The organism is Pseudomonas sp. GW821-FHT01C01, assembly GCF_059422645.1.
Window position 1 is genome coordinate 3,269 of record NZ_JBWKXF010000079.1, and the last position, 14,272, is coordinate 17,540.

The 14,272-nt window shown below is 60.9% G+C and carries 12 protein-coding genes; 8 read left to right on the forward strand and 4 right to left on the reverse strand.

Annotated features, from left to right (window positions below):
• The first annotated feature begins 322 nt into the window (after window positions 1-322).
• Entirely contained in the window at window positions 323-3,127 is a 2,805-nt protein-coding gene (locus AC07XF_RS27525) for an ATP-binding protein (RefSeq protein WP_495029018.1), read from the forward strand.
• Here AC07XF_RS27525 and AC07XF_RS27530 read toward each other — a convergent pair.
• Both AC07XF_RS27530 and AC07XF_RS27535 read right to left on the reverse strand, forming a co-directional pair.
• Window positions 3,092-4,576 carry an ATP-binding protein gene (locus AC07XF_RS27530; RefSeq protein WP_495029019.1) on the reverse strand — a complete coding sequence of 495 codons (1,485 nt, stop codon included), beginning with the start codon at window positions 4,574-4,576 and terminating at the stop codon, window positions 3,092-3,094. The two genes, AC07XF_RS27525 and AC07XF_RS27530, sit on opposite strands and share 36 nt — an antisense overlap.
• Window positions 4,577-4,738: 162 nt before the next feature.
• Window positions 4,739-5,689 (reverse strand): GlxA family transcriptional regulator, encoded by a 951-nt coding sequence (locus AC07XF_RS27535; RefSeq protein ID WP_495029020.1) that lies wholly within the window; start codon window positions 5,687-5,689, stop codon window positions 4,739-4,741.
• 318 nt (window positions 5,690-6,007) lie between these two features.
• On the opposite strand from AC07XF_RS27535, the gene AC07XF_RS27540 reads away from it, so the two are divergent.
• Window positions 6,008-6,730, forward strand: a complete 723-nt coding sequence (locus AC07XF_RS27540; protein ID WP_495029021.1) for a pirin family protein — start codon at window positions 6,008-6,010, stop codon at window positions 6,728-6,730.
• Window positions 6,731-6,849: 119 nt separating this feature from the next.
• Here AC07XF_RS27540 and AC07XF_RS27545 read toward each other — a convergent pair whose 3' ends face one another.
• Window positions 6,850-7,725, reverse strand: a complete 876-nt coding sequence (locus AC07XF_RS27545) for a LysR family transcriptional regulator (RefSeq protein ID WP_495029022.1) — start codon at window positions 7,723-7,725, stop codon at window positions 6,850-6,852.
• A 175-nt stretch (window positions 7,726-7,900) separates the two neighbouring features.
• Here AC07XF_RS27545 and AC07XF_RS27550 point away from each other — a divergent pair, with 175 nt between their 5' ends.
• Both AC07XF_RS27550 and AC07XF_RS27555 read left to right on the forward strand, forming a co-directional pair.
• Window positions 7,901-8,899: an NAD(P)H-quinone oxidoreductase gene (locus AC07XF_RS27550; RefSeq protein ID WP_495029023.1), complete on the forward strand. Its 999-nt coding sequence runs from the start codon at window positions 7,901-7,903 to the stop codon at window positions 8,897-8,899.
• Window positions 8,900-9,022: 123 nt separating this feature from the next.
• The gene (locus tag AC07XF_RS27555; RefSeq protein ID WP_495029024.1) at window positions 9,023-9,979 is read left to right on the forward strand and encodes an alpha/beta hydrolase; all 957 of its coding nucleotides are present in this window, start codon (window positions 9,023-9,025) and stop codon (window positions 9,977-9,979) included.
• Here AC07XF_RS27555 and AC07XF_RS27560 read toward each other — a convergent pair.
• Window positions 9,958-11,001: an AraC family transcriptional regulator gene (locus tag AC07XF_RS27560; protein WP_495029025.1), complete on the reverse strand. Its 1,044-nt coding sequence runs from the start codon at window positions 10,999-11,001 to the stop codon at window positions 9,958-9,960. The two genes, AC07XF_RS27555 and AC07XF_RS27560, sit on opposite strands and share 22 nt — an antisense overlap.
• 163 nt (window positions 11,002-11,164) lie before the next feature.
• Between AC07XF_RS27560 and AC07XF_RS27565 the strand changes: the two genes are divergently transcribed.
• The 4 genes from AC07XF_RS27565 (at window position 11,165) to AC07XF_RS27580 (ending at window position 14,155) form a co-directional block, all read left to right on the forward strand.
• Window positions 11,165-12,016 (forward strand): 3-hydroxybutyryl-CoA dehydrogenase, encoded by an 852-nt coding sequence (locus tag AC07XF_RS27565; protein WP_495029026.1) that lies wholly within the window; start codon window positions 11,165-11,167, stop codon window positions 12,014-12,016.
• Complete coding sequence (locus AC07XF_RS27570; RefSeq protein ID WP_495029027.1) at window positions 12,003-12,662, forward strand: TetR/AcrR family transcriptional regulator; 660 nt, start codon at window positions 12,003-12,005, stop codon at window positions 12,660-12,662. Before AC07XF_RS27565 ends, AC07XF_RS27570 begins: the two co-directional genes overlap by 14 nt.
• 89 nt (window positions 12,663-12,751) lie before the next feature.
• On the forward strand, window positions 12,752-13,165 hold the full coding sequence (locus AC07XF_RS27575; protein WP_495029028.1) for a VOC family protein: 414 nt from the start codon (window positions 12,752-12,754) through the stop codon (window positions 13,163-13,165).
• A gap of 237 nt (window positions 13,166-13,402) precedes the next feature.
• Window positions 13,403-14,155 carry a bestrophin-like domain gene (locus AC07XF_RS27580; RefSeq protein WP_495029029.1) on the forward strand — a complete coding sequence of 251 codons (753 nt, stop codon included), beginning with the start codon at window positions 13,403-13,405 and terminating at the stop codon, window positions 14,153-14,155.
• Window positions 14,156-14,272 lie beyond the last annotated feature (117 nt).

Consider the following 14,272-nt stretch of genomic DNA (forward strand, 5'->3'; position numbering starts at 1 on the left):
ACGTACCCCCCCCCCCCCCCCCCCCCCCCCCCCCCCCCCCCCCCCCCCCCCCCCCCCCCCGCTCCTACAGGGATAGAGTTTTGAGCGCAGACCGGATGCAGGACGAGTTAAACGTTGTTAATTTTCCATGGCGCGCAAAAAGCCCCGGCAAGCCCTGTCCATCTGTCGCGCCCAATGTTCACGGGACCGACAGCCGCTGGGCGATACGCTACAGTGAATGCCTGCACCCAACAGTCACCCGGGCGGCGCATTGCGCTACGTAAAAAACCTGAGGAATATGCTCGAAAACCGTGTACCAGACGGATTCAGCAGGAGCGACTCGTTGACCCTTTCCCCCGAACAGGCTGTGCACTTCGGCCCCTACCGGGTCTACCCCGGACAACGCCTGGTGATGGAGGCCGACCATCCCTTGCGCCTGGGTCGGCGCGCCATGGATATCCTGTTGATCCTGCTGGAACACGCCGGCAACGTGGTCAGCAAGCAACAATTGATCGCCCGGGTTTGGCCCAACAGCGTGGTCGAAGAGATTAACCTGCGGGTGCACATGGCGGCGTTGCGCAAGGCGCTCGGCGACGGTCAGGCGGGTCAGCGCTACATCATCACAGTGGCCCAGCGTGGGTACAGCTTCGTCGCACCGTACTCAGTGGAACAGGCCGGGCAACCGCCGGCACCGGCGGCTGCCGCGCCGAGCCGGCATAACCTGCCGGTGCGCCACACGCGCATGATCGGCCGGCAAACGCTGATCGACAATCTGATGATGCAACTGCCACGCCAGCGCTTCATCACGCTCGTCGGTCCCGGAGGCATCGGCAAAACCACCGTGGCCTTGCGGGTCGCCGAACAAATGATCGGTCGCTACCCGGACGGCATTCGCCTGCTGGACCTGGCCCCGATCAACTGCCCGCTGATGATCAACGGCCACCTGGCGACGTTGCTCGAACTGGTCCTGCACGACGACGAACCAATGGACTGCCTCGCAACCTTCCTGCGCGACAGGCAAATGCTGCTGGTCATCGACAACTGCGAACACCTGATCGACGCCATTGCCCAGCTCTGCGAAAACATTCTGCGCAGTGCGCCGCACGTGCACATTCTCGCCACCAGCCGCGAGAGCCTGCGGGCCGAAGGGGAATTCGTCCAGCGCCTGGAATCACTCGACTGCCCGCCGCCCATCGCCGTCCTCGACCGCGCCCAGGCCATGACCTTTTCCGCCCTGCAACTGTTCGTCGAACGGGCCATGGCCAGCCACGAAAGCTTTGAACTGACGGAGGGCGAACTACCGCTGCTGATAGAGATCTGCCACCGGCTGGATGGCATCCCGCTGGCCATCGAACTGGCAGCGGCGCAAGTGGGCCACTTCGGGTTGCACAGCTTGCTGGCGCAGTTGCAAAGCAACTTCCGGGTGCTGACTCAGCCCGGCCAGGCGCCCCTGGCACGCCATCAGACCCTGCGCGCGACACTGGACTGGAGCTTCGAACTGCTCAATGCCTGCGAAAAGACCTGCCTGCGCCGACTGAGTGTATTTCGCGGCGGCTTCACCCTGGAGTCGGCAGCGGCAGTGATTGTCGGCGAACACATCGAACCTCGCGAAGTATTCGGCTCGATCACCCAACTGGTCGCCAAGTCCTTGTTAAACGTCGAGGTGGGCGACGAGGATGTTTACTACCGCCTGCTCGACACCACCCGCCGTTACGCCCTGGAAAAACTCACACAAACCACTGACCTGCCGGGCACCCGGGAGCGCCATGCCGAGCGCTGCCTGGCCCTGATGCAACAAGCGCAGGACGACTGGGAGAAGACTCCAACCAGCCTGTGGCTCGAGCGCTATGGCCGGGTCCTGGAGGACATCCGCGCGGCCCTCGACTGGGGTTTGTACGCGCAAGGGCCACAGGCACTGGCGATCCGCCTGGCCGCGACGTCCACCCCCTTGTGGCAGGAGCTGTCACTGCTCAAGGAACACGGCGGTTATGTGCGCAAGGCGCTGGCCTTGCTCGACCAGTCACCGGAGCCTTGCCCGCGTTTGAAGATGGCCCTCAAGCTGGCCCTGGGCAGCGCCTGTTATCACGTGCAGGGCGGTACCGCCGAAACCGTTGGAGCCTTTGTCAGCGCTAGAGCCCTGGCCCGACAGTGCAACGATGTAGCCGGTCAATTGCGGGCGATTTCCGGGCACCTGGCAGTCAACCTCAGCTGCGGTCATTATCAAATGGCCCTGGAACAGAGTCGGCAGTTCGATCAACTGGGGCTGCATGACGACGCCCTGATGTCCCTGAGCATGCACCGATTGCGGGTGCTGGCCCTGCATTTTTCCGGCGACCAGGTACAGGCTCGGGAAGATGCCGAGCAAGTGCTGCAACGCATGGCCCACAGCGGTTACCTCAACCGTTTCACTCACGGCTTTGGCGTGCAGTACGACCAGAGTGTCGCGGCACTGACCATTCAGGCGCGCATCCTCTGGTTGCAGGGCCAACCGGAACAAGCCTGGCGCACAGCCCGGCAGGCGCTGGACATCGCGTTGCAGATCAACCACGGCACATCAATCTGCTACACCCTGGCGCTCTCCGGCTGCCTGATCGCTTACTACAACGGCGACACCCTCAGCGCCCGCGAACTCCTGCGGCTGCTGCTGGAACAGGCGCAGAAACACTCGGTTCAACTGTTCTATAACTGGGCGCAACACTACGCGCAGGTGATCGGCGGCAGCCAGGTCCCGCCTGCCAGGCAGCGAAGTGTCGGGTTGATCAAAGACATCATGGTCACGCTGGACTCGACCTGCGTCGATGACGCCTTGCTCGAACGCGCAGAAAACGGAGCGTCAGGCTGGAGCACGGCGGAGATTCTGCGCGCCAGGGCCCAGACGCTGCTGGCAACGGATTGTCCGGTCAAAACCGCAACGGCAGAAGCCGTGCTGCTCAAGGCACTCAGCGTGGCCAGGATTCAGGGTGCGCTGGCCTGGGAATTGCGCAGCGCCACCTCGCTGGCGCAACTGTGGCAGCGTCAGGGCCGCCACCAACAGGCACATGGACTGTTGGCACCAATCTACCAGCGCTTCACCGAAGGTTTTGCCACGGCTGACCTGATGACGGTCCGCCGCTTACTCGGTGAGTTGCAATGCCACCTGCCGGCCTGAAGCCCAGCGTGTCTGACTGATGTAGCTGGCATAACGCATTTCAAGGGCGCGCAAATCACCGCTGAGTTCGAGTTTTTCCAGCGCGTAGGTGCGGGTGGTGTTGAGGAAGCGGTAACGGGTCACGGCGCCGCCCTGCTCCAGGGACAGTAGCGACTTGAGCGCCAGGCTTTCCATCACCTTGACCAGATCGGCGGCCGGCAGCCTGTCGCAGCTGACCACGCCAATCGCTGCGTCCCGGGTAAAGGCCATTTTGAACACGGCCAGACGCTGCAACACGGTTTGCTCCACGGCAGTCAAGCGTTCGTAGCTCCAGTCCAGCGCAGCTTTGAGCGTCTGATGCCGGGGAACGGCTGTGCGGCGGCCCTGGGTCAGCAGCTGAAAACAGTTATCGAGTTGCGCCTGCAACCCTACCAGCGCCAATGCATCGATTTGCGCCGCGGCCAGTTCAATCGCCAACGGCAGGCCGTCGAGGCGTCGGCAGATTTCGCGTACGGTCTTGAGGTCTTGCTCGCGCAGGGTGAACCCTTGCTGACGGGCTCGGGCACAGCTGACGAACAATTGCACCGCCGAATAGCCCATGACTTCGGCGACACTGCGCAGCCCTGATGCCGGCGGCACCGCCAGCGGTGGCAGGCGCAATACGGTTTCGCCCGCCGCCTTGAGCGGCTCGCGGCTGGTGGCGAGGATCGACAGCCGCGGCATCGAATGCAGCAGTGTCTCGACCAACGTCTGGCAGCGTTCGAGCAAGTGCTCGCAATTGTCCAGTACCAACAAGGCATGCCGCTGCGCCAGCGCTTGCAGTGTGGTGCCGACCTTCAGTTCGAGGGTTCGTGTGAGGTGATCGGTCACTTGCGCCGGGTCATCGATCGCCGCCAGGTCCACCAGCCACACGCCGTGCCGATAGTGCTGCAACAACAGTTCGGCCACGCGCAGCGCCACGGTGGTCTTGCCGATCCCGCAAGGCCCGACCAGGGTCATGAATCGCCGCACCGGTAACTGCCGCACCAGGCTGCCGACAACAGCATCGCGCCCGGTGATCGGCGTGAGCCGCGCCGGCAAGTTGTGCAGGGGTTTTTGTACGGTCTCGCTCGGGAACGATACGGGCTCCGGCGAATGCCGCACCGGGGCGACAAAACTGTAGCCGCGCTGGGGAATATTGACGATGTAGCACTGGCCGTTCTGCCCGTCGCCCAAGGCACGACGCAGGGCGGCGATGTGCACCCGCAGGTTGATCTCTTCGACCACCGAGCGCGGCCAGACCTGCGCAATCAACTCCTCCTTGCTGACCACCGAGCCCGCGTGCTCGACCAATACCTGCAACACATCAAGGGCGCGGCCGCCCAGGCGCAGCGGTCGATCGCCCTCCAGCACCAGTCGCTGACTGAGGTGGAAGGCATAGGGACCAAATCGCAGCACCGCTTCGCTGTTTACATCTCTGAGGCTGTTCATGCGCTGTCACCCGCTGGAAGCCTGGCTCGGTACGCGAGTCCATCCCAGGCTCCGCACCTTCCTTGCAATGAGTTCACTGGTATCTTGGCAGGCCTCGGTGACGGTACAACTGCCACGGGGGGAGCGTCACGGCCATTGCGGTGCGCAGAACGGACACACGCGCTAGCTGAACTGCTCGCGGTATTGAGTCGGGGTCAGGCCAAGCTTTTCACTGAACAGAAAACGCATGTGCCGCACGCTGCCGAAGCCACTTTTGAACGCCACCGTCTTGAGCGGCAACTCGGTGGTTTCCAGCAGGTTCCTGGCGCAATCGATGCGTGCACTTTGCAGAAACTCCATCGGCGTCATGTTCACGTCCCGGGCGAACACCCTGGCAAAATGCCGCGGGCTCATGTTGGCCAGGTTCGCCATGTACTCGATGGTGTAGGTTTCGTCGAGGTGTTCGAGCACATGGTTCTGCACACGGGTAATCGCGGTTTCCTGAGGCGCCACCGCCGCCATCAGCGGGCTGAACTGCGCTTGCCCGCCCTGGCGCTTCATGACCACCAGCAACACCTTGGCCACGTCCTGGGCGACTTTTTTGCCATGGTCCTGTGCCACCACCGACAGTGCCAGATCGATCCCGGCAGTCACGCCGCCGGAGGTGATCAGGTTGCGGTCCTGGACAAAGATCTGATCGGTCTCGACGGTCGCTTTCGGAAAACCCTTGATCAACCGTTCGGTGTAGTGCCAGTGGGTGGTGACGCGATAGCCATCGAGCAAACCCGCATGCCCCAGCACGAATGCCCCGGTGCAGATCGAGCCATAAGCGGCGGACCGGCTGACGTTGTGCCTGAGCCAGCCGAGCAACGGCGGATGCGTTTCGTTGTAGGCTCCGGGGCCACCGGGCACCAGCAGTAAATCGAAACCTTCGCAGGCCTGATCGATGTGCCGGTCGGGGTGCACGCTCACGCCATTGGACGCCCGCAGCGCGCCGGGCTCGGTACCGATGGTCGACAGCACATAGTGATCGTCGGGTTTCAGATAACGATTGGCGATGGAAAATACTTCCATGGGCCCGGCCATGTCGAGCAGGAGAAAGTTGGGAAACAGCACCATTGCCACGGTTTTCATGGATTGGAATTCACTGGGATCAATAGGGTCGGCACACCAGTCCTTGTGGGAGCGGGCTTGCTCGCGAAAGTGGTGTGTCATTCACCGTCATGTAACCTGACACAACGCCTTCGCGAGCAAGCCCGCTCCCACAAAAGTCGTGTTGTGCATTATGGCCAGCCGCAGGCCAGACGTCGGAAAAGAATAACTGATTCGCGCCCGAAGATTGTCAATCTGGCAGAGACAGTATTTCAATTTTAATCTACTTATTGCACCGACGAGTAAACATTAACCTTCTCCTCAGTCGGACGAATTCACGTCCACACAGGAGATTTCATCATGCTGACTCTTCGCAAAGCCTCGGATCGTGGCCTGGCCAATCATGGCTGGTTGAAGTCATTCCATACCTTTTCCTTCGCCAGTTATCGCAACCCGAAAGAGCAGGGTTTTTCCGACCTGTTGGTGATCAACGACGACCGCGTCGCCGCCGGTAAAGGCTTTGGCCAGCACCCGCACCGCGACATGGAGATTTTCTCCTACGTGCTTGAAGGGGCCCTGGAACACAAGGACACCCTGGGCACCGGTTCGGTGATCCGCCCCGGCGACGTGCAACTGATGAGCGCAGGCAGCGGCGTGGCCCACAGTGAGTTCAACCACTCCAGCACCCGGCCCGTGCACTTTCTGCAAATCTGGATCGTGCCCGATGTCAGCGGCGCCAAACCGCGCTATCAGCAAGAGCACTTCAGCCCCCAGAAGAAACGCGGGCGCCTGCAACTGATCATCTCGCCGGACGGCGCCAAGGGTTCGCTGAAGGTGCGCCAGGATGCACGGGTGTATGCCGGCCTGATCGACGGCAAGGAAAGCGCCACCCTGGAACTCGCCGCCAACCGCTACGCCTATGTGCACGTGGCCCGGGGCAGCGTTGAACTCAACGGAGTGTTGTTGCAGGAAGGCGACGGCGTGCGGGTCCGCGAAGAACAGGCGCTGACCTTGAGCAACGGCGTGGATGCCGAAGTATTGGTCTTCGACCTGCGCCCACAGGAACTGCCGGAAATGCCATAACGCCCCTCTGTGGGAGCGGGCTTGCTCGCGAATGCGGAGTGTCAGCCAATATAGATGTTGAATATCTATCCGCATTCGCGAGCAAGCCCGCTCCCACAGGGCCCACGAGCGCCCGGGCTTTACTCGCCGGTCCCCGCAAACCCCGCGACAATCTCGTCGATCACCGCCCGGACCCTGGCGGTATGCCGCAGGTCCGCGTGGGTTACCAGCCAGATGTCATAGGGCAATGGTCGTGTGCGTTCCGGCCACAACCTGACCAGCCCCTCCTTCTCCCCGATGTACACCGGAATCTCCCCGATCCCGATCCCCGCCGCAATCGACCGACGCACCAGCAGGCTGGAACTGAGGCTCGCGACTATCCGCCCGCGCGCCACCGGTTCCGAGATCAGCGTCAGGTCTTTGTTGCCCTGCAAGTACGGTTGATACACCACCAGATCATGCCCGGCGAACGCCGAGCCAGGCTCCGGCACACCGTGGGCATCGACATAGGCTCGCGAGGCAAACAACCCCACCGGCCAGCGGGCGATGCGGCGGGCGATCAGGTCCGGGTTGTCCGGTCGGGTGTTACGCACGGCAATGTCCGCTTCCCGTTTTGCCAGGCTGAGAATCTGTGTGGTGGCGTCCAGTTGCACTCGAACATCCGGGTGTTGCTGATGCAGGCGGGCGATCGCCGGGATCAGGAAATCAATCGCCAGGGAATCGGTGGTACTGACCCGAACGGTGCCGGTCAAGCGATCGTCCAGACCCTGTATCTGGCGTTCCAGCTCCAGCGCCGAATGCTCCATTTTCTCCACGGCTTTAAGTGCCGCTTCGCCGACCGCCGTCAGCGCATAACCCTCGGAGGTGCGCAGGAACAACGTCGCACTCAATGACTTTTCCAGCGCCGTGATGCGCCGGCCGACCGTGGCCTGGTCGACCCCCAACACCCGCGCCGCACCGCGTAACGTGGTTTCGCGGCAAACCGCGAGAAACACCCGGGCGTCATCCCAATTCATAGCGCTCTCCTGATGATGCATTTGTGCATCACAATAGCGCGAAATCGCTGCATTATTGCTTCGTAGAATCTCGATATGCTGAAGGCCTGAGTAACCTCAGGACAACGCTCGTGCACCGTTCACCAGCTCCCCTCACCCCGGCGCAAGAATCTTTCGCACACCACAGGTATATGAAATGACACTCCACCAAACCATGACCCTGATCGAAATCACCGAGCCCGGTGGCCCTGAAGTCCTGCAACCGCGCCAGGTGCCTGTGCCCACTGCAAATGCCGGCGAAATACTGATCCGCGTGCACGCCGCCGGAGTCAATCGCCCCGACGTGATTCAACGGGCCGGCAAGTACCCGATGAAACCCGGCATGAGCCTGATTCCGGGGCTGGAAGTGGCCGGTGAAGTGGTGGCGATTGGCGCGGGCGTCAGCGAATTCGCTCTGGGCGACAAGGTCTGCGCGCTGACCAATGGTGGCGGGTACGCGCAATATTGCGTGGTCCCGGCCAGTCAGGCCCTGCCGATCCCTGAAGGCATGGACTGGCTGCAGGCCGCGGCCATCCCGGAAACCTACTTCACGGTCTGGGCCAACCTGTTCGGCCTTGGCGGCGCCCGCCAGGGTCAGCGCGCCTTGATCCATGGCGGAACCAGTGGCATCGGCACCACCGCATTGATGCTTTGCCGCGAATTCGGTATCGAAACATTCGCCACCGCCGGCAGTGACGAAAAATGCGCCGCAATCCGCGAATTGGGTGCCGAGGCGATCAACTATCGCGACCAGGACTTTGTGCAGGTCATCGCGGAAAAAACCGCGGGCCAAGGCGTCAACGTGATTCTCGATATCATGGGCGGCTCGTATCTGAACAATAACGTTGCCGCCCTGGCCCTGGAAGGTCGCCTGGTGATGCTCGGCTTCCTCGGTGGTGCTCACGCCAAGGATGTCGATTTGCTGGCGATCATGGCCAAACGCGCCGTCGTCACCGGCTCCCTGCTGCGCTCGCGGACTCAGGAAGAAAAAGCCGCCATCGCCCGACAACTGCACGAACACGTATGGCCGGTGCTGACCGCCGGACGCTGCCTGCCGATGATCGACCAGGTTTACCCGCTCACTGACGCGGTACAAGCCCACGCCCGGATGGAAGCGGGCGATCACATCGGCAAGATAGTCCTGCGTGTGGACTGATATCACACCAGCATCGGGAGGCAGCATTTTGTAACCGTTGCACCTCAACGATGGTCGGAAAAATCTCCTGATGCACGACCTCATCTGTTAAAACCCGTGCTTCACATTCTGTTGGGCCGATCAATGTCTGCTCCCCTCCTCGCTCACTTGCGCCGACGCTGGCTGTCGTGGCTGTGCATGGCTGTGCTGGTAGTCGGCTTGCCGGTAAGTTGTGGGGCGCTCAAATATAAAGAGCGCGAGTTACTGTTCCGCATCGAACCAGGCACGGCGGGCTGGTATCGCGGCCTGCCGCAAGATGTTCAGGAGTTCGATATCAAGCCTGCCAGCTACAAGGCCGGGCAAACCCTGCATGCCTGGTGGTGGCCAGCCGCCCGCCGCGATGCGCCGTCAATCCTCTACCTCCATGGGGTGCGCTGGAACCTCACGGGCCAGGCGTTTCGCATCGAGCAATTACGGGCCATGGGCTATTCAGTGCTAGCCATCGACTACCGCGGCTTCGGTCAGAGCAAAGGGGATTTGCCCTCGGAAGCCAGTGTTTATGAAGATGCACACGTTGCCTGGGAACGCTTTACCGCGATGCAACCGGACGCCAACAAGCGTCTGATCTACGGGCATTCGCTGGGCGGTGCAGTGGCCATCAACCTCGCGGCAGACCTGGCTGAACAGGCGAAAAAGCAGCATGTCGCGGTACCAGTGCGCGGTCTGGTTATCGAGTCTTCCTTCACGTCGTTGGGCGATGCGGTCACGGAAGTGGCCGACAACAACCTTCCCGTGAACTGGCTGCCAGTGCGCTGGCTGTTGTCGCAGAAGTTCGACTCCATCGACAAGATCGTCGATATCGACATGCCGCTGTTGGTGGTCCACGGCCTGTCCGACCCGTTCATGCCTTCACGATTCAGCCAGCAATTATTCAATGCCGCCCAGGAACCCAAGCACCTGTTACTGGTACCCGGCGGTACACACAACAACAGCATGAGCCTGGGTGGAAACCAGTATCGCCAGGCACTTGATCGCTTGCTCAAGGCAGGACCCCGTCAGTTGGCCGGGCCGGCGGTGGTTCAGGGATCGCAGGGCTCCTGAAGGGTGGCGATCTGTTCCCCCTGGTAACGGGCCCGATAGCGCCCCGGACTTTCCCCGGTCCACTTCTTGAACGCCCGATGGAAGGCGCTGGGCTCCTGGAAACCCAGTTGCTCGGCGATATCGCTGATGCTCGCGTCGCTCTGACGCAATTGCTCAAAGGCCACTCCCCGCCGTACTTCGTCCTTGATCTCCTGGTAGGAGCAACCTTCGCGTTCCAGTTTGCGGCGGAAAGTGCTGGGGCTCAGGTGCTGCTCCAGGGCAAAGGCCTGCAACGTCGGCCACTCACTGTAATGACTGCCGCGCAAGCGCTGATGAACCTGTGATGCCAGGCCATGCTGGTTACGGAAGCGAATCACCAGCCATTGCGGCGCAGTACGCAAAAACACTTTCAACGACGCCAGATCCTGAACTACCGGCAGACGCAGGTAGTGGCTGGCAAATTCGATTTCGGTGCGCTCGGCACCAAATGTCAGGTTGGGCCCCCAGAGCAGGCGGTCGTCGCCAAGCGACAGGCGCGCATGACGGAAGTCAGCGCGGTCAATGGGAATGCGCCGGCCTCCCAGCCAGCACAGCAGACTGATCATCAATACCAGAAACGTTTCTTCACCAAACCGGCTGGCATCGTTGTCCGTCGAACAGGTTTCCAGGCTGATGACCGCGCGCTTGCCACGCACGGCCAGCGAGCCGCGAAAATCGCGCAGGAACAACCCGAAGTTGGCCAGGCACTGACGCATGGCCTTGTGCAGATCGGGTTCCTGAATCAAGGCCCGGCAAATCAGGGCAAAACTGCCCGGTGGCATGCCATGGGAATCGAGCCCGAAAAACTCATCGTCGAGCTCGCGAATCTGGATCAGCCACAACGCCGCAAACGCATTGGCCGGCACCCGCGCCGTGGGTTGTTGCATGACCGCAGGATCAATGCCCGCCTGTTCGAGCACTGCCGTCACGCGCTGCGGATCATCCCTCAGCCCATGGATCATTGCCTGCACGAAATAGGCGGCAACCGAGTCCTTTTCCCGCATTGGTACGCTTCTCTCTCATCACCCGAATGGCAAAAAACATCAGTGCCGTTGAACAGTTTTGGCATAGGACAACCGCCCTGCCGGCTCTAGACTCGCGGCAATAGTACGCCTTCGACCGCAGTCGCGGCCAAGGTATCGCAGGGTTTGATCGAAGGATGGAAACATGAATCTGCAAAACATCGGGGTAATCGGTGCGGGCACCATGGGCAACGGCATCGCGCAAGTCTGCGCCTTGGCCGGTTTCAACGTGACCTTGCTCGACATTTCCGAAAGCGCTTTGCAAAAAGCCGTCGCAACAGTCGGTAAAAACCTTGACCGGCAGATCGCCAAGGAAACCCTGACGCCGGAGCAGAAACAGGCCACCCTCGACAAAATCCGCACCAGCACCGATTACAGCAGCCTGCATAACGCGCAACTGGTCATCGAAGCGGCCACTGAAAATCTCGACCTGAAACTGCGTGTGCTGCAACAGATCGCCGCGCAGGTCAGCAGCGAATGCGTCATTGCCTCTAATACCTCGTCGCTGTCGATCACCCAGCTCGCCGCCAGTGTCAGCCAACCTGAGCGCTTCATTGGCCTGCATTTCTTCAACCCGGTTCCGGTGATGGGCCTGATCGAAGTCATTCGCGGCCTGCAAACCAGTGACGCGACCCACAAACTGGCGCTGGACATGGCGACCACCCTCGGCAAAACCGCGATCACCGCCGGTAACCGTCCAGGCTTTGTGGTCAACCGGATTCTGGTACCGATGATCAACGAAGCGATTCTGGTGTTCCAGGAAGGCCTGGCCAGCGCCGAAGACATCGACGCCGGCATGCGCCTGGGCTGCAATCAGCCTATCGGCCCATTGGCCCTGGCGGACCTGATCGGTCTGGATACCCTGTTGTCGATCCTTGAAGCGTTCTATGACGGTTTCAACGACAGCAAATATCGCCCGGCGCCACTGCTCAAGGAAATGGTCGCTGCCGGTTACCTGGGGCGCAAAACGGGGCGCGGCTTCCATGCCTATGCCTGAGCGTTGCTCGCGCTTTGCCGAGTACCGGGACAAGGTCCTGGAGCTGTTTGCCTGCAAGGGATTCGGTCAGGTCGGCATGCGTGAGCTCGCAACGTGCCTGGGGCTCTCTCCAGGCTCGCTGTACCACCATTACCCCAGCAAACAGCATCTGCTGCTCGACCTGATCGAAGAGTTCTACGAGGAACTGCTGGCCACCCTGGGACGCATCCAGCAAAAAGCCCCGGCCAAACGCGACAAACTCAACAGCCTGATCCGCGCGCACCTGAATCTGCATCGGGAGATGCCCTGGCATTTTCGTCTGGTGGAGCGCGACAGCGGTTGCCTGAACGAGGAGCAACAGGCTCGGGTCCGGCAACTGCGCGAGCAATACGAACGCACGCTGCTGAAGATGCTGGGCGCGAAGTCCCGTTTCAGCGAGCAAGGCCTGCTGGCCGCCGGGCATGCCATTGGCGCGCTGCTCAACAGTGCCCCCAGCTGGCTGACGCCCCATGTGCTGGACGAGCAGGAACGTGAGGAGCTGCTGGAAAGCATGGTGAGCGGTGCCATCGAACGTGTGCTTGCGCCGCGGCGTGCGCCAGAGGCGATAAGCCTTGCGCGTCCTATAGAAAAAACATCTAAAGAAACCCAGGCTTCGGCGACGATTTAGCGCTTTGCTTGTCGGCTCGACACAATCGGAATTCGCCGACAAACCCGGCGTCCAAACCGATGTGTGCACTTGAGCACCTGGAGCCGACCATGAAAATCAATCCCTACCTTATCTTCAACGGCAACTGCAAAGCTGCCTTCACGTTCTATGCGCAATGCCTGCAAGGCCAGATCGAAGCCATGATGACTTTCGGCGAAACGCCTGCCGGTGAGCATGTCCCCAAGAATCTGCACAACCTGATCATTCATACCCGCCTGATCGTTGGCGATCAGGCGATCATGGGGTCGGACACCACGCCGGATCGCCCCGTCGATAAAATGAGTGCCTGCTCGATTTCACTCAACGTCGACAGCATTGCCGAGGCCGAACGGGTCTTTAAGGCGCTGGCGGAGGACGGCACCGTGCAAATGCCACTGGAGGCCACGTTCTGGGCCGCACGCTTCGGCATGCTGGTCGACCGTTTTGGTGTGTCGTGGATGGTCAATTGCGAAAAGGACCAGTAAACGGCTTTTGTCGAACGACAGTATTGAAGGCACAAAAAAGCCCAACCTGAAAAGGTTGGGCGTTCTGGCAACTCCCGGCCTGTCTGCTACCGTCAACTAGCCGCATGGATAGAAGCGGAGCTGTGGACTCGCGATGTGAGGGCCATCGAGAGGGGGCGAACTCAATGGCATCGTGATCAAGTATAGGTTCCCCCCACACCCCGCAGACACTGTCAACGGAGGTTGAACTTGAATGATGTGGTGATCGCCCTCATCGTCTTCGCCTGCCTGTTCGGCAGCGCACTACTGGGTTCGTACGTGAGGGAACGGTTACCGAGCCATCATCTGAGTGACGACTCCGTGGCGGTGGTGAAGCTGGCCACCGGCCTCATCGCAACAATGTCGGCGCTGGTCCTCGGCCTGCTCGTTTCCTCTGCTAAAAGCACATTCGATACGGCCAATGCCGAACTGGAGGGGGCAGCGGCGAAAGTGGTTCAATTCGATCGCGTGCTGGCCCGCTACGACGCCAACACCCAGGACATCCGCACTCAGCTCAAGCATAACTACGCCGAAGTCACAAAAACTCTCGCTTCTCGCGATCGCAGTCAGATTGCAAAACTCGATAGCCCCGAAGTGATCCGTCGCTCCGAAAGTCTGCAACGCCAGGTGGAATCACTGTCTCCCACCAACGACGATCAGCGCGCGCTCAAAGCCACGGCATTGCAAGACATCGAGACCGTGTTTGCCGACCGCTGGCTGACTCTGCTGCAATCCAATCAATCGATTCCACCGGTGATGCTGGTGATTCTGGTGACGTGGTTGGCGACTATCTTCGGCTCGTTCGGCCTGTTCGCACCACGCAATGGCACCATTGTCGTCGTGTTGTTGGTGTGCGCCCTGTCGACGGCAGCGACAATCTTGCTGGTGGAGGAACTCAATCGACCACTTGATGGTTTTATCTGCGTGTCACTGGAACCGTTAGAGCACACGCTGGAACGACTGGGGCAGTAATTTCGCTTTTCTGCAGACAAAAACAAAACCCCTACCTGCATACGCAGATAGGGGTTTCGGAATTTAATCTTGACGATGACCTACTCTCACATGGGGAAACCCCACACTACCATCGGC